This is a genomic window from Bifidobacterium sp. ESL0820 (assembly GCF_052606235.1).
Map to the genome: position 1 here is coordinate 1,832,867 of NZ_CP199594.1, position 16,209 is coordinate 1,849,075.

The window sequence follows — 16,209 nt, forward strand, 5'->3', positions numbered from 1 at the left end:
CTCATGGTTTTCCCAGGGGCGAGGGATTACAATTGATTGCCATCGCAAGGTGGCGATCATGGAGGTGACGTGATGTCTATGAGCGGCAGGGGCAATGACCGACCGCAAACGCAAGCTGAGAGACCTGACGACGTGGCGAGCCGACAGCTGCCCGACCGAATCGAGATCCCCTATATCCGGGGCGAGATGTTGCACCTGCGTCCGGCGGTCATCGCCGATCTGACGGCAATGGATCAGCTGGAGGCCTTCTACAATTCCACCGGCATCACCGGCAAGGGACCGAACGCAGAACGAGCCGTCGTCAACGCCTGGGTGCGTAGGTCGGTGGCCTGGTCCAAGGGTCTGGCTGCCCGTGATTCCGGCGTGGGTGACCCCGAGTCCCGCCGCACCTTGGCCTGGGCCATGGTCACTGACGCGGACACCGACCAGGATGGCTCGCCCGATGCCGATGCCACCAAGGGGGTCATCGGCATGATCTTCCTAATCGACGTGGACGGCTGGTCGCGCTCAGCCAGGATCCAGGTGGTCCTGGGCAGGCACTTCCGCGGGCGCGGCTACTCCCGGGATGCCATGCCCAGAATCATGACCTACGGGTACGCTGCCGCTCCTACGGGTCTGGGCCTGCACCGGATCTGGGTGGCTGTGCCAGAGAAAAACACACGCTCAATCTCCGTCTACCAGTCCCTGGGATTCATGATCTCGGGCACCTCCCGTGATGCGCTCTGGGACGCCGAGAACGGCAAGTACCAGGATCAGATCGTCATGGACGCCTTGGTTGACGAGTATGATCCCATTCGTTCTCTGAATGCCTTCGGCATGCATGTCATCCGTGAAAATCCTGGTGTGGCCGAAGCCCTTGTTGCACACGGATACGCAGCGGGTGAGGATGGCGGCATAAGCGAAGCCAAGTTTAAAGAGTCCACCTCGGCATCTCAGGATTCGCGGACATCAAGCGAACAGATCAGTCTGGCCCCGAAGAGTGGTTTGCATTCAGGAAAATCTGCTGATGGCCATGCGGAACCCGATGGCAGGAATGATGAGAAGGCGGGCCCTGGTCGGAAGGACGCTGAGGATGCGGGGGAGGAGTCCGGTTCCGAAGAGTCTGTTGCCGGGCAGTCCGACGAGGAGCATACGGCCTCGGATTGGGCCTATGGGTCGGCTGAGGCCAAACGATCCAAACGCGCCTGGTGGCGTACGCTTGGCCATGGCCGTGATCGCGCGAATGGAGGTAGTCGATGAGTGCTGAGGATCTCGACAACTACGAGACCAACGCCGAACTGGCCTTGTACCGCGAGTACCGGGACGTGATCAAGCTGTTCACCTACGTAGTCGAGACCGAGCGGCGATTCTACCTGGCCAACAAGGTGGACTTCAACGTCCGATCCGCTGGTCAGGACGTCTACTTCGATGTCCGGCTGACCGATGCCTGGGTCTGGGATGTCTACCGGTCCAGCCGGTTCGTCAAGAACGTCCGGATCGTCACCTTCAAGGATGTCAATGTGGAGGAAGTGCAGAAGACAGACATCGATATCCCTGATTCACTGGGTTAAGCGTCGCGCAAGGGCGAGCATCATCACGTTTGTTCCACGCAATGGCGGGAATTCGTGAGGGAAGTCCTTCAGCAGCTTCTGACTGGGGACGATCCGGATACAGTGGTGATGATTTTATATGGTTTTCAGGAGGTTGGCATGGAGCGCAAGCAGTCCGTGATCGTCATCGGCGGAGGGCCCGCCGGCTTGACAGCGGCATGGGAACTGGTCAAGGACGGCGGTGACGAGCGCTATGACGTCACTGTGCTGGAGGCCACTAACGCCTTTGGCGGCATCTCACGCACGGTTCGGCACAACGGCAACCGTATGGATATCGGCGGCCACCGGTTCTTCTCCAAGGATGACCGGATCATGGACTGGTGGAAGGAGGTCCTGCCCCTGCAGGGCGCGCCCTCCTATGACGATAAAAAACTTGGCCGCCACCACGATCTGGAGCCCGGCGGCCCCGACCCGGAGAAGACGGACCGGGTCATGCTCAAGCGTCATCGCGTCTCCAGGATTTACTGGAACCACCACTTCTTCGACTACCCCATCTCCTTGACGCCCAACACACTCAAGGCCATGGGCTTCAAGCTGACCATGCAGGCCGGGTTCAGCTATCTGAAGTCTGTCGTCCACAAGCTGCCTGAGGACAACCTGGAGAACTTCTATATCAACCGCTTCGGTCGCAAGCTCTATTCCATGTTCTTCGAGGGCTACACCGAAAAGCTTTGGGGCCGCCACCCCCGTGAGATCAGCGCCGACTGGGGCGCCCAGCGGGTCAAGGGGCTCAGCATCATGGGCGTGCTCAAGAACGCCTTCCAAAAGCTGCTGCCCAAGAAGCGCGACGCCCATCAGGTCGAGACCAGCCTTATCGAGGAATTCTGGTACCCCAAGCTGGGTCCAGGCCAGCTTTGGGAGACCGTGGAGCGTCGCAATGTCGAGCACGGGGTCCACGTGATCACCGATGCGCGTGTGATCGGACTGACCCAGAGCGAAGGCCACATGACCGGAGTGATCTATCGCAACGCTGATGGCAAGGAAGTGACTCTGCAAGCTGACCAGATCATCTCCTCCATGCCCATCAAGGACCTGGTCGAGGCCATCGCCCACGAGGAGCCCTCCACCGACAAGGAAATGGTCAGGGTGGCTCAGGGCCTGCCCTACCGCGACTTCGTGACCGTTGGCCTTTTGGTCCGCCACCTGCGCATCCGCAACACCACCTCCATCAAGACCTTGGGCGATCCGCCCATCGTCCCCGACTGCTGGATCTATGTGCAGGACCCTGGCTACAAGATGGGCCGCATCCAGATCTTCAACAACTGGAGCCCCTACATGGTCAAGAATGTCGATGGCACTGTCTGGATCGGCCTGGAGTACTTCTGTAAGGAGGGCGACGACTTCTGGAGCATGAGCGATCAGGAGACCACTGACTTCGCCATCAAGGAGCTGACACGGATGGGCATCATCAACGGTCCTGCCGATGTGCTGGACTCGCACCGGGAGCGGGTGGTCAAAGCCTATCCGGCCTACTTCGACACCTACCCTCAGATGCCGGAGCTGGTCAAATGGCTGGACTCCTTCGGCAACCTTTACTGCGTGGGCCGCAACGGGCAGCACCACTACAACAACCAGGACCACTCCATGGCCACATCCATGGAAGCCGTGGCCAACATCAAATCGGGGCGTACTGACAAGACCAACGTCTGGAATGTCAACACCGAGAAGTCCTACCACGAGGAGAAGTAAGCAAACCTCAGCCTTCGTTTTCCTCCAAGCCTCCGACTGCAGGGTCGGGGGCTTGGTCATTTTATGACAGGGCGATGGCTGGTGGCTTCAGGGGCAGGCCCAGCAGCTGCGAGAAGAAGGCCACGCTCTCGCGGACACGTTGACGGACCACTTCTCTGATCTGCGGGTGGCCGGCGGCTCCTCTGCCATTGCTGACGATGGACGAGAGCCCGTCGGCCATCAACCAGGCTACAGTGCGGGTGCTGGCTGTTTGGATCAGCTGGGTCTGCGGCAGGTCGCCCCGATCCAGCCAGCGGTCCAGGGCCTTGGTCAAAGGGTCGATGATCTGCCTGACGAAGCCCTCCATCACATTGCTGTTGGTGCTCAGGTAGTTGTACCAGTTGGCCTTGTCTGCGAAGATGACGTCCATCTTCCAAATGGCCCGTATCAGATGCGGGCAAATGTCGTCCAGCGCCTCTTGGACGCTCAGGTCAGAATCCTGCAGAATGTCAACCACATGGTCCACGTAGGAGGCCAGATAGGTGCGCACGCAGGCATCTATCAGGTCGTCCTTGGATTTGAAATAGTAATAGAAAACGCTCATGCCCACGCCCTTGCCGTGGTTCATGGCGTGGATTACGTCGCGCAGGGAGGTGTTTGCAGCACCTTTCCGGTCGAAGACCCGCATGGCGGTGGTTACGAATTCGCTCCGCCGTTGTTCACGCAGAGATGATCGGTCATTCATATGCCCAGTCTAGAGGCTTATCCATAAATTTTTGGACACGCAGGCTGTTCCTTGCACCGGTCGGGCACTCGTTGTAGGCTTATGGAAGTTCGATAAGCCGAGTCGGCATCGAATTTTCATGAGCGGTACCCCCGCACTATTCTCAAGCTATTTGCCTAGCCTAATTAGGCATAGCGAAGGAAAGGCATTACAACAGTGGCAACAAGCCAAGATATTCATTCCATGAAGCTGCCCGAACTCAAGGAATTGGCCAGGCAGCTGGGGTTGCGCGGTATTTCCGGCATGCGCAAGCCTGTCCTGATCGAGACGATCGAGGCGGCACGCTCGGGCGGCAAGGCCCCTGAGGGAGTAACCGTTGGCAAGCCCAAGGCTGCGGCCGCCGTGGCCAAGGGAGGCCAGGCCGCCGATCAGCAGCAGCCGACGAACCAGGAGGCGAAGTCCTCCGCGGAAGGCGGACAGGAGTCCACGGAGACCAAGGAATCCAAGGATGATCGTCCTGTCGGAGACCTCTTCGATGTTTTGGGCATTGACGATCATAAGAGCGGCCATAGCGAGCACCGGAACCGCTTCCCCCATACCGTGGCCGACGAGGAGAACGTGGTCATATCCCGGCGGCGTCACCGCAACACGGATTCATCCCGGGGCTCCCATACCAACCGTGGCCGGAACGAGCGTGAGCATGGCGAGGAGCGCGAAGGCTCCGGCTCCGGTTCAGTGCGCAATTTGGACGATATTCTGGCAGCACTGCCCTCACGGAATGACCGTCCTCGTCGGCGCAGCTACGAGGATCGCGGCGAGGAGGGGCGTGACTACCGGCACAACGGCTATGATCGTCGAAACCGGGGCGATCGCAATGACCGCAATGACCGCAACGATCGGCGCAATCGCAACAACCACCGCAGCAGCAACCGGGATCGTGACTATGAGCCCAGGGAGAACTTCAAGCCCGAGGATCTGGTCCCCGTGGCGGGCATTGTGGATGTGCTGGACTCCTACGCCTTCGTGCGCACCTCCGGTTACCTGCCTGGCCCCAACGACGTTTACATCTCCATGGGTCAGGTCAAGAAGTACGGTCTGCGCAAGGGCGATGCCGTGCACGGTTCCATCCGTCCCCCTCGCGAGGGCGAGCATCGCAATCAGCGCCAGAAATTCGTTCCTCTGCAGGCCATCGACACCATCAACGGCATGAGCGTGGAGGATGCAGCAGGACGCCCTCACTTCAACAAGCTGACCCCCCTCTACCCGCAGGAGCGCATGCGGATGGAGACCCAGCCCAAGAACATCACTGGTCGTCTGATCGACATCGTCGCCCCCATCGGCAAGGGCCAGCGCGGTCTGATCGTTTCGCCGCCCAAGGCCGGCAAGACCCTGACCCTGCAGTCCATCGCCAACTCCATCACCGCCAACAACCCCGAGGTTCATCTGATGGTGGTCCTGGTGGATGAGCGGCCCGAGGAGGTCACCGACATGGAGCGCACGGTCCAGGGCGAGGTCATCTCCTCCACCTTCGACCGCCCAGCCAGCGATCACACCACCGTGGCCGAGCTGGCCATCGAACGGGCCAAGCGCCTGGTGGAGCTGGGGCAAGATGTGGTGGTCCTTCTGGATTCCATGACCCGTCTGGCCCGCGCCTACAACATCTCGGCTCCCGCCTCTGGCCGCATCCTCTCCGGCGGCGTGGACGCTCAGGCCCTCTACCCGCCCAAGCGCTTCTTCGGCGCCGCCCGCAACATCGAAAACGGCGGCTCCCTGACCATCATTTCCTCGGCCCTGGTGGAAACCGGGTCCAAGATGGACGAGGTCATCTTCGAGGAGTTCAAGGGCACCGGCAACATGGAGCTGAGGCTGACCAGGGACCTGGCCGATAAGCGCATGTTCCCCGCCATCGACATCAACGCTTCCGGCACCCGGCGCGAGGAGCTGATCACCGCGCCCGAAGAGCTGGCTGTGGTCTACCGGCTGCGTCGCCTTCTGGGCGGCATGGAGACCGAGCAGGCCTACCAGACCCTGGTGCCCAGGCTGAAGAAGACTGCCACCAACCGGGACTTCCTGTCGGCTATCAACCAGTCCATGCTGGCTCAGAAGTGACTCGGGCCTGACGCCTGACATGTTTATTGGGCCCTATCCGCGATTCAGTTCGTGGATAGGGCCCAATGCATAAGCAGTGGCGAAACAAGACAGCTGTTTAGGGCGATGATCTATTCGAAGCCTGTCAGCCCAGATTTTTCATAGTGTCGTCCCTGCCCCTGTCATGCTGTCATTTTGTTCTCCCGCCGATGGAATCTGGCAGCCATGGCGGCTCCCATGCCCAGCAGGCCAGCTATGATCAGCAGGACCACGCCAGTGCTGCCGGTCAGGGGCAGGACGGCCAACTGGTCGTAGGTGTAGGGCAGGGTCTGATCCTTCTGATCCACGCCTACCAGGCTCCATTGAATGACGGTATCCACCTGCCCGGGCCTGTAACGCGGAGTGACTGCCAACCAGGTGCCGTTCTGATACTGCGGGGTTCCCTCTGTAGCCAGCCCGGCGAAGGTGACTGTCTTAACCAGGCTTCTAATCACAACAGCCTGTGGAGTCTTGCTGTTCAGGTCCGGTCCGGATTGGTCGTCGCCCAGCTGGCCGGCATCGTCGGCACCCCATCCGTAGGCCAGGCCGTCGGAGCCTAGGGCCAATGAGCTCGGGTCGCCCGTGCTGACGGCAGTGAAGCTGAAATCTGCAGGCGTGTCCTCGGGCTTGGCCAAGGATGTTGGGTCTGAGCCTTCTGCGGCATTGCTCCAGGTCAGGATTTGCCCGTTGGAGCCCAGGGCGGAGGATGCTCCGGTGCCGGCGCTGATCTGCGTGATGGCAAACCCCGTCGGCAGTCCGTCGGGAAGGGTCAATAGGGCAGGGGTTTTCTTGTTCTCGCCCTTGACCTGTCCCCAGGTCCAGATGCGTCCTTGGGAATCCAGGGCCAGAGCCTGGTGGTCTCCGGCGCTGATGGCGCTCATCTCGCCCGTCAATCCCTGAACGGCAGACGGCGTGGGGTTGGCGCCGTCAGCGCTCACTGGTAGGGAGGGATCGCCCAACTGGCCGGAATCATTGGTGCCCCAGGCGTAGACTTGTCCATCCACGGTCATGGCTAGTGAATACCGGCTTCCGGCGCTTATTGCCGTTGTAGTAGCCGGGATTCCGGTCACCATGGCAGGGCTGGTTCGCCCGTCTGGCGAGACAGTATCGCCGCCGGCGTTATCCAGGCCCAGCTGGCCGTATTGGTTGGCGCCCCAGGACCAGACTCGTCCCTGGGAATCCAGAGCCAAGGCATGTCCACCACCGGCGCTGATGGACTGGATCTTGGCCGGCAGACCCGGTACCGGATGGGGCCGGCCTTGGGCATTCAGGGTGGAGTCGCCCAGCTGGCCGACATCGTTGTTGCCCCAGGCGTAGGCCTTTCCATCGGACCCTAGAGCAAGGCCATAGTCTCGGCCCGCGCTGACCTGGGTGAAGACGAAGTCGGTCTCCGCCTTCTCGGGCATGTCCACTCGGACCGGCATGGTGCTGGTGCCGCCCTTGGCGATGTTCGCATTGCCCAGCTGGCTGCTGTTGTTCTTGCCCCAGGCGTAGGCCTTCCCATCGGACCCCAGGGCCAGGGACCAGTGGGAACCGGCACTGACCTGGCTGAAGCGAATGCCCCGCAGGGCTGGCGGCGTCAGGGTGACCTTCGTCCCGCCCATCTCGGTTCCATGGTCCGGGGTCATGCTCCAGTTCTGATTCTCAGGGCTCCAGTGGGCTTTGAGCGTCATGGAGCTGGTGACTGGCTTGGAGAAGTCGTAGGCGGTCTTGCCTAGGAACCAGCCATCGAAGCGGCAGCCGGCCTTGGTCGGATCAGCGCTGGGGCGGACTGCCCGCTCTCCCGCTTCCAGACTCTGGCTGGGTGGCGCCGGTGAATCGCTCTCCGACTGGAAGGTTACGGTCACACCGTTCGACAGATAGCGGAAGGGCAGGTGGACCTGGGTCTGTTCTTGGTCGTTCAAAGTCCACGCCAGGGCCACATCCACCAGCCCTGGTGCGTGCGGCGGGGTGGTAGCCGTCCAGGTCCCGTTCTTTTGCGCCTTCATTCCGGTGGTGATATCCGTTGTGTCGAATTTGAGTCCGGTCAGTTTTGCCGGCCAGGGGAAGGCGACCGCAGAGGGCCGGTTATGGGCGTCATCGCCGCTGGTGCCCTGACCCAGCTGACCCATGTTGTCGCGTCCCCAGCTGTAGGTCAGGCCGTCGTCGCAGATAGCCAGGTTATACTCCTCGCCAGCGTCGATGCTGATCCAGTGTCGGCCGGCAAGTTTCGGATCCTCCAAGCGTTCCGGAGTGGTCTGGGGGCTGTCTGCTGCAGAGGTCTTGCCGTCGCCCATTTGTCCGTAGCTGTTGTCGCCCCAGGCCCAGATATTGCCGTCGGAATCCAGAGCCATGGCGTGGCTAAGATAGAAATTGCCGCCGCTAGTGATGGCAGTGATTCTGGTCCCCTGCGGGAAGCTGACCTGGACCGGGTCTTTGAATATATCGGTCTTGCTGGGGCTTGATCCGTTGCCGATTTGGCCGGCTTTATTCATACCCCAGGTCCAAACCCTTCCCTGGTCATCCAGGGCCAGGGTGTTTGCGAAGCCGTTTGCAATGGCCACCACATGGACCTTGTCAAGGCCGCTGATCTTGATTGGCTTAGAGTTGCCAACGACCGCGCCGGCGGATGGGTCCAACTGGTGGTCAAGGTTGCTTCCCCATGACCATACCGTGCCAGCGTCATCCAGAGCCGTTGAGTAGTTCAGTCCGGTCTGCAGGGCGACGATTTTGTGGTTCTTGTCGAATCCTTGGATGAGGCTGGGCCTGTAGTCGCATATGCCGTCGCACTCATGGCTGCCGGTCTGCCCCTCGCTGCAGGTGCCCCAGCCATAGACGTTGCCATCCGATCCTAAGGCCAGGGTGTGGGTGTAATTGCCGTTGACGGCCTTGTAGGTGAATCCGGCCGGCGCCCCTTCAGGCAGCATCACCTTGACCAAATATTCTGAGTAGTTATGCATGCCGCTGTCAGCCACATTGGGGTTGCCCAAGGTCTTCAGATAGTTGTACCCCCAGGACCAGAGGGTGCCATGGTTGTCCAGGGCCATGCTGAAGAACTGACCAGCGTTGACGCTGACGAACCGAAAATCCTTGTCATTGCGGGCCTCTTCGGGCCTAGGCACCCTTATGGGTGTCGACCTGTTGACAATAGTGCCATCGCCCAGCTGACCAGCACGGTTAAAGCCCCAGGCGTAGACGTTGCCATCCGATCCCAAAGCCAGTGAGAACCTGATGCCTGCGCTGACCTGGCTGAAACGGACACCAGAGGGCGGGGGTGGGGTCAGGGTTACCCCGGTGCCTCCTGATTCTGGTCCCTCTTGCGGCTGCATGGTCCAGGTCTGGTCGGCCCGGGCCCACTTGGCTTTCAGGGTCAGGTCTGTGTGCACAGGAGCGGAGAAGTCGTAAGCGACCTTGCCTGCGAACCAACCTTCGAGAACGAATCCTCGGCGGGTGGGTTCAGGATTGGGGCGCGCGACCTGGGCGCCATCGGCCACAGTCGAAGTTGTCGGAGCCACGGACTGCATGTTGTAGTCGAAAGTGACCGTGTGGCTGGTGGCATTCGATGGGGAAGAGGCGGTTGAGGTCGGCTCCGGGGAACCTGCGGCGCCGGGCGAAAGCGAGGACGGCGAGGTGGGCGATGTGCTGGCGGCAGGCGCCGATTTTCCTGTTGCCGTCGCACGAGAGCCATTGGACAGGGTGGGGATGCCCGATGGCGATGATGACGGGCCGGGGGAAACCGAAGGAATCTGTCCGGGAGTATTGGTTCCAGTACCAAGTGTTCCAGTTCCCTGAGTTGCGACTGCGGTCTCATTGGATTCCGGCGCTGCTTGACCGAATTGCAGGCCGAACATGCTGCAGGCGACCAAGACGCAGCATAGACTGACGAGCGCTGTGACGCGACGACTACGTACCATCTTCATGTGAAGGCATCCTCCCCCATGCGTCCGGCACTTGTATAAGCAGGTGTAGGCGAACGAGACTCTCTCCCCAAGAGTCAATAATCCCATCCACTACAATAACACCAGTGTCACAGTGGTGGCAGGGCTTGTCGTAGTCGCCTAGGGCGCTTGATTAGACTGGTATTTTATGAGCGATGCGAAGATGGAAACAGTGATCGATGACCAGGTGCAGAGCGGGGGTCCACAGGCCCAGGCTGCCCGCCAGGTGGAGGAACTGCGTGCCGATGTGGACACCATCGATGCCGCGATTGTCACCATGCTGGCCGAACGGTTCAGGGTGACCCACCGCATCGGGCTGCTCAAGGCCCAGGCAGGATTCGCCTCGGCGGATATGCGCCGGGAGAGCACACAAATAGCTGCCTTGCGAGACAAGGCTGATGATTACGGGCTGGACCCGGATCTGGCTGAGGCCTATCTGCATCTGGTGGCTGATGCCGCCAAGCGCGACCACGAACGGCTGGCCGGCCAGACCAATTCACGCTGAGGGAATCCGTCGTATGGTCATGGCCGACGGCTCGGATCAATTCCTATGCCATCGGCCACAAGGTATCAGCGAGTGCTGGTTAGAGTCTGACGAGCCATTTCCAAGTAATGCTGTCTTGCTGCCAGGACAGTCACCGTTATGAAAAGTCCGACAAGCAGCACGATGAGCAGACCCTGGCTACCGGTCAGAGGCAGAATATCCTTGTAGGTAAAGGGCAGATTCTCGGTTTGAGGGTTGCCTTGGCCCACATTCCAGGTGACGTTGACTGTTGTCCGGCCCGCCTTGAAGGCTGGGGTATAGAAGGTCCAGGTATTCCATGATCCCCATGCGTCGGCTGTGCCGCTCCGGGTCAGTTCAAGAACTGTAGCAGTATCCGGATCCGTGCCTACTGTGACCGAGCTGATGGTCAATTGCGGCGGGCAGACCAAGGTGGCTGCCTTGACGGAAGTGCTGTCCAAATTGGTTCCTAGCTGTCTGCTGCTGTTGTCACCCCAGCCATAGGCCATGTCATTGGAGTCGATGACCAGGACTTGGCGCTCGCCTGCACTGATCTGTATGGTGCTGCCGTCTTTGCTCACCAGAACGGGGGATGCGCTGATGGATCCCGTGACGGAGACATTGCCCAGGGCGTTTTGACCGTTGTTTCCCCAGGTGTATATCTTCCCTTTGTCGTCGATTCCTGCGCAGAACCATCCTCCGGCGCTGATCTCGGTGGGTTTGAATCCATCGCTGCCTCCGTCGGGATCGGCCACCAGGGTTGGTATTGCGGCATCATTGGTGTCTCCGGTGCCCAGTCGCCCGTCGGTATTCGCACCCCAGGCGTAGGCTTTGCCGTCTCTGCCAATGGCCAGGGAGTGCGAGCCTCCCGCGCTGACCTGGGTGGCGAAGAATCCTATCGATCCGTCCTCGTATTTCACGGGTGACGACACCGACACAGGAGTGGCCTGTGAGGATTTGGCATTGTTGCCTAGTCTGCCGCTGTCGCCGTATCCCCAGGCGTAGGTTTGTCCGCTTATGCCGATGATCAGAGAGTGCTGGTATCCCGCACTGACCTGCCTGACTTGGAACCCAGGACTGGTGGCGCTTGCGTTGACGGCTACAGGAGCAGGGGCGTTCCCGGTCGTGTTGCCGTCGCCCACCTGTCCGCCGTTGCTCCTGTCCCCCCAGGCATAGGCCTGATGATCCTTGCCGACGGCCAAGGCATGATAGCCTCCTGCGCTTACCTGGGTGTATGCGAAGTCAGTGCCTGCACCGGAGGGCTTTTTCACTTGGACGGGCGTCGTATTGGTGCCGCCTGCAGCGCCCTTGCCAAGCTGCCCCCTACCGTTGTCTCCCCAGGCGTAGGCATTGCCGTCACTGCCGAGGGCCAACGAGAATCCATATCCTGCGCTTACCTGGGTGTATGCGAAGTCGGTACCTGCATTGGAGGGCTTTTTCACTTGGACGGGTGTCTTGCTGCTATCCTTGCTGCCGTTGCCGAGCTGTCCCGTGCTGTTGTTTCCCCAGGCGTAGGCATTGCCGTCACTGCCGACAGCCAGGGTATGGTTTTTGCCTGTACTGACCTGGGCGAAGCGGATGCCGCGCTGCGAGGGCGGAGTGATGGTGACCTGGTATCCGCCAGTAGATGGACTGACGGTTGGGTCGACAGTAGTTGGAGCCGAAGGCGTCCAGTGCGCGACCAGGGTCAACGGGTCCGTGACTGGCTTGCCGAAGTCGTAGGCCACATTGGAACTGCCGTCATCCGCTTTGACGAACCACCCGTCAAAGAGGAAGCCCGTTTTGGCCAGGGTCTGTCGGGGTACCAATTCGCCTTCCTCGATGTCTTTGCTTGTCCATGCAGCTCCAGTACCTCCCTCGGGGTCAAGCGTTATGCGCTTCTTGGTCCGATCGAAGGTGTAGTCGAACTGCTGTGTCTGCCTTGAGTCTCCGGTATCGTCGGCAACAGTCCATGTGATGGTGAAACTGGAGGGGCCATACGGGTACGTGGGTGTGACGAAGGTCCAATCCCGGTTTGCATCCCAGCTGTCTTTGCCTGTCTGGGCCAGGTTCGTGGCTGGCTTGGTACTGCTGGCCATGGTGCCGAAGACGACCTTAATCAGGGTGATCTGCGGCGGCTGTGTGGTGCCGGGCACTGAGGATGCCCCGTTTCGTCCAAGCTGGTTGTAGTAGCTGTATCCCCAGGTGTAGAGCAATCCGTCAGACCCGATGGCTGTCTGGTGATGGCCGGAGGTGGACACCGCGCGGGCCTTCACCGACTGAGCCAGGGTGATGGCTTTCGGGCTGGTCTGCCAAGAGGTGCTATCGTTCGTCCCGTTGCCTAGCTGTCCGTAGCCCTCCTTGCCCCAGGTATAGATCCTTCCGCTGTCGTCTATGGCTTCCGATCCATCGTCGCCCGCGCTGATGGAGGTGATGTTGACAGGCTCGTCTCCAAAGCTAATCGCGGTGGATCCTCTCGTACTGACATTGGTATCTGTAGTGGAGCCGATGGCGGTGCCGGAACCCCATCCATAGAGGTCATGATCCGTATCCAGCGCCAGCACGTGCTGGTAGCCCGCGCTGATGGCGATATAGAACCGAGTATCAGGCTGTCCGGTGCCCAGGTCTTGAACACGTGTCGGAGTCGGACTGTCATTAGGGGCGCCGTTGCCGAGCTGCCCCTTGTCGTTCTGGCCCCAAGTCCAGACATGGCCTTGACTGTCCAGGGCCGTGCCCGAGGTAAATCCTGCGCTGATGGCGGTGATGTCGGACAGCGTCGCGATCTTGGCAGGGGAGGAGTGGCTGCCCTTGTCTGAGCTGCCGTTGCCGAGCTGGCCTTGAACGTTGTTGCCCCAGGTGTAGACTGTACCGTCCGAGGCCAGGGCCATGGCGTATGACCGTCCTGCGCTGATGGCGGTGATTTTGGCATCGCCTGTCTGTGCCTTTACTGGTTCGCTGGAATAGCTTCCGGTAGTGCCGTTGCCGAGCTGGCCTTTGTCGTTGCTGCCCCAGGTGTAGACCGTACCGTCGGAGGCCAGGGCCATAGAGTAAGTGTCGCCGGCGCTGACGGCTATGAAGATCTTTCCTTTTATGGCATCATTTTCGGCTATTCGCACCGGAGTTGTTGCCGTGCCTGAGCTTTTGCCGTTCCCCAGTCCGCCGCTGGCCTGGTTTCCCCAGGCGTAGACGTGTCCGTCGGAACCCACAGCCAGGGTGTGGTAGCGTCCGGCGCTGGCCTGGGCAAACCTCACTGCTCTGGGCTTGGGGGGAGTCAGGGTGATTTTGGAGCCCCCGGTGTCGTCGCCATGGAGGGCATCAGAGGTCTTCCATTCCATATCTGACGAAGACCAATGCGCTTTCAGATTCAGCGGCCCGGTGACAGGACTGCTGAAGTCGTAGGCCACATTGGAGCTGCCGTCTGCCTCCTTGATGAACCAGCCGTCGAAGAGGAAACCTGCCTTGGTGACGGTGGGGCGCGAAGCCTGCTTGCCTGCGGTGACGAACTGGTCCGAGGCTGATGAGCCTCCGTCCGAATCAAAGGTGATCTTCTGGGCAGTGGGTGTGAATGTATAGTTGCCGATGCTTTGCCCTTGCTGTGCGGCGCCGCCAATGGACCATTGACCGTCGTTGATCCTGATCTTGGTGGTTCCGTAAGTGTGGTGCGGGGTAGTGACCGTCCATGGGGTATTTGAACTCCAGGTGTCGTCGCCTGCTGAAGTTCGGCTAATCGGGCTGTTGGTGTCGGTCTTGGCTACATCCGTCCTGCCGAAGGTCACCTTGGCTAGATCTGTCTGGGGTGGGCTGACCGTTGCAGGCTTGGTCTGCGAACCGCTTTGAGGTCCCTTGCTGCCTTGTCCCAGCTTGCCGCTTTTCGCTTCCCCCCAGCTGTAGGGGAGCCCGTCCGATCCGATGGCCAGGCTGTGCCGGCAGACATCGAATGCAGTGACCGTGACGCCTGTCAGGCTCACCTTGGTCATAGTTGATTTGGGGCTTGTGGTTCCGTCGCCCAGCTGGCCGCTGGAATTGCTGCCGAACATATACAGGCTGCCTGCAGAGTCGACCACCGCAGAGGAGTAGTCCCCGGCGCTCACTGAAACAGGCGTCGCCGTTCCCGGGAGCAGGCTTAACAGACTGGGATAGAAGGAGTGAACGCTGTCGGTATTGGCGTCATTGCCCTTGGTCAGGGGATAGCCCCAGTAGTACACCTTGCCTGTATTGCTCAGTGCAAGGACGTGCAGGTACCCTGCATCGATGTCGGTGTAGACTGTGCTGTCTGGGTTGCCGGTCGAGTCGCCGTAAATGCGCGATGGAGTGTAGACATTGGAACCACTGCTGGTGCCGTCCATGGTGCCGATGCTGAGCTGGCCGCCCTGATTGCGTCCCCAGGCGTAGGCATGTCCTTGGCTGTCCAGCGCCGTTTGAAAATCGTATCCGGCACTGATGGTGGTGAAGGTGACGCCGGATGAAGAGACCGCTGCTGGTGAAGCGTTGACGTTGACGCCCGTGTGCCCGTTGCCGAGCTGGCCGTATTGATTGTCTCCCCATGTGTAGATCGTCCCGCTCGAGGACAGGGCCATGGCATGCCAGTATCCGGCGCTGATGGCGGTGATGGTGGCGTTGAGATTCGCCTTTACCGGTACTGAAGAATTCGTGGTGGACCCGTTGCCGAGTTCGCCGCGACTGTTGTCGCCCCAGGTGTAGACGGTGCCATCCGAGGCTAGGGCCATGGAGAATGTGGTTCCCGCGCTGACGGATATGAAGGTCTTTCCCTTGATGGCCTCGTTTTCAGCGATCCGCACTGGCGTGTTTTTGTTGATTGTGGTGCTGTCGCCAAGCTCGCCCTTGCTGTTGTCGCCCCAGGCGTAGACGTGGCCGTCCGAACCTACGGCCAGGGTGTGGTCGTGGCCGGCGCTGACCTGTGCAAATCTCACCCCTCTGGGCTTGGGGGGAGTCAGGGTGATTGCGGAGCCCCCGGTGTCGCCACCGCTGACGTCGGCTGTCGTCCACTGGGCGTCGTTGACCGATGACCAATGGGCCGTCAGCGACTGCGCGCTGGTGACCGGCTTGCCGAAGTCATAGGCCACATCGGAGCCTTTGAGGAACCATCCGTCAAACAGGTAGCCTGATTTGGTGATGGTAGGAGGGGACGCCAGATGACCTGAGGTTACTGTTTGGCTCAGGGCTGGCGAGCCGGATACCAGCGAGCCCCCGTCAGGCTCGAAAGTAAGGGTATATGAGGATGAATCCCTGGTCTGTGGCGACTTGGCTCTCGGTGAGCTGCTCCCCGAGGGTTTGTCTGTCTTTTCCTCGTTGAACGGTTGGATGGACTTGAACGGGGAGGGGCTGTTGCTGGCCAGCGGTGATGGTGATGCGGTCGGAGCAGCGGCCCCGGCCTCTGCCTCGCTGCCCGTCCTGAGCAATGGGCTCGCGCTGCTGTACGGACTGGGAGAGGGCGTTTGTGTGGTGGGCGAAGGCGCCGTATCGCCCGTGGTTGCGTATGCTCCTGTTGATACGCCGATCAGTGCCAACCCAACCATGGCTGTCAACGTCATCAGTCTGCGTATGCCATGAGCATTCCCCATTCGATGCTTCCTCCCCAAGCGTGCCGATTCCCCAGTTCGTGCCCCAAAATCTGCGTCCGTGCACACTAAAATAAAGTCCCTCTATAACTTCTACTGTAGCATTACAATATTCGGGCTATTC

The 16,209-nt window shown here is 60.4% G+C and carries 8 protein-coding genes; 5 read left to right on the forward strand and 3 right to left on the reverse strand.

What is annotated here, in order from left to right:
• The first annotated feature begins 186 nt into the window (after positions 1-186).
• The 3 genes from ACUIAH_RS07220 to ACUIAH_RS07230 all read left to right on the forward strand — a co-directional run bounded on the left by ACUIAH_RS07220 (position 187) and on the right by ACUIAH_RS07230 (position 3,278).
• Positions 187-1,239: a GNAT family N-acetyltransferase gene (locus ACUIAH_RS07220; RefSeq protein ID WP_445341574.1), complete on the forward strand. Its 1,053-nt coding sequence runs from the start codon at positions 187-189 to the stop codon at positions 1,237-1,239.
• Positions 1,236-1,550 carry a DUF2469 domain-containing protein gene (locus tag ACUIAH_RS07225; protein WP_015022511.1) on the forward strand — a complete coding sequence of 105 codons (315 nt, stop codon included), beginning with the start codon at positions 1,236-1,238 and terminating at the stop codon, positions 1,548-1,550. Before ACUIAH_RS07220 ends, ACUIAH_RS07225 begins: the two co-directional genes overlap by 4 nt.
• A 138-nt stretch (positions 1,551-1,688) precedes the next feature.
• Positions 1,689-3,278 carry an NAD(P)/FAD-dependent oxidoreductase gene (locus tag ACUIAH_RS07230; protein ID WP_445340829.1) on the forward strand — a complete coding sequence of 530 codons (1,590 nt, stop codon included), beginning with the start codon at positions 1,689-1,691 and terminating at the stop codon, positions 3,276-3,278.
• A gap of 61 nt (positions 3,279-3,339) precedes the next feature.
• Here the strand turns inward: ACUIAH_RS07230 and ACUIAH_RS07235 are convergent, their stop codons facing one another.
• Positions 3,340-4,002 carry a TetR/AcrR family transcriptional regulator gene (locus tag ACUIAH_RS07235; RefSeq protein WP_445340830.1) on the reverse strand — a complete coding sequence of 221 codons (663 nt, stop codon included), beginning with the start codon at positions 4,000-4,002 and terminating at the stop codon, positions 3,340-3,342.
• Between the two features lie 222 nt (positions 4,003-4,224).
• On the opposite strand from ACUIAH_RS07235, the gene rho reads away from it, so the two are divergent.
• Positions 4,225-6,090 carry a transcription termination factor Rho gene (gene rho, locus ACUIAH_RS07240; protein WP_445341575.1) on the forward strand — a complete coding sequence of 622 codons (1,866 nt, stop codon included), beginning with the start codon at positions 4,225-4,227 and terminating at the stop codon, positions 6,088-6,090.
• Between the two features lie 161 nt (positions 6,091-6,251).
• Here the strand turns inward: rho and ACUIAH_RS07245 are convergent, their stop codons facing one another.
• Positions 6,252-10,007, reverse strand: coding sequence for an RCC1 domain-containing protein (locus tag ACUIAH_RS07245; protein ID WP_445340831.1), 3,756 nt, complete (start codon positions 10,005-10,007; stop codon positions 6,252-6,254).
• 166 nt (positions 10,008-10,173) lie between these two features.
• On the opposite strand from ACUIAH_RS07245, the gene ACUIAH_RS07250 reads away from it, so the two are divergent.
• Entirely contained in the window at positions 10,174-10,530 is a 357-nt protein-coding gene (locus ACUIAH_RS07250) for a chorismate mutase (protein WP_445340832.1), read from the forward strand.
• Positions 10,531-10,595: 65 nt separating this feature from the next.
• Here the strand turns inward: ACUIAH_RS07250 and ACUIAH_RS07255 are convergent, their stop codons facing one another.
• The gene (locus ACUIAH_RS07255; protein ID WP_445340833.1) at positions 10,596-16,088 is read right to left on the reverse strand and encodes an RCC1 domain-containing protein; all 5,493 of its coding nucleotides are present in this window, start codon (positions 16,086-16,088) and stop codon (positions 10,596-10,598) included.
• Positions 16,089-16,209 lie beyond the last annotated feature (121 nt).

Excerpts from the sequence above, each read along its gene's own strand:
- ACUIAH_RS07220 (WP_445341574.1), top strand. The coding sequence starts at position 187 with ATGTTGCACCTGCGTCCGGCGGTCATCGCCGATCTGACGGCAATGGAT.
- ACUIAH_RS07225 (WP_015022511.1), top strand. The coding sequence starts at position 1,236 with ATGAGTGCTGAGGATCTCGACAACTACGAGACCAACGCCGAACTGGCC.
- ACUIAH_RS07230 (WP_445340829.1), top strand. The coding sequence starts at position 1,689 with ATGGAGCGCAAGCAGTCCGTGATCGTCATCGGCGGAGGGCCCGCCGGC.
- ACUIAH_RS07235 (WP_445340830.1), bottom strand. The coding sequence starts at position 4,002 with ATGAATGACCGATCATCTCTGCGTGAACAACGGCGGAGCGAATTCGTA.
- rho (WP_445341575.1), top strand. The coding sequence starts at position 4,225 with ATGAAGCTGCCCGAACTCAAGGAATTGGCCAGGCAGCTGGGGTTGCGC.
- ACUIAH_RS07245 (WP_445340831.1), bottom strand. The coding sequence starts at position 10,007 with ATGAAGATGGTACGTAGTCGTCGCGTCACAGCGCTCGTCAGTCTATGC.
- ACUIAH_RS07250 (WP_445340832.1), top strand. The coding sequence starts at position 10,174 with ATGAGCGATGCGAAGATGGAAACAGTGATCGATGACCAGGTGCAGAGC.
- ACUIAH_RS07255 (WP_445340833.1), bottom strand. The coding sequence starts at position 16,088 with ATGGGGAATGCTCATGGCATACGCAGACTGATGACGTTGACAGCCATG.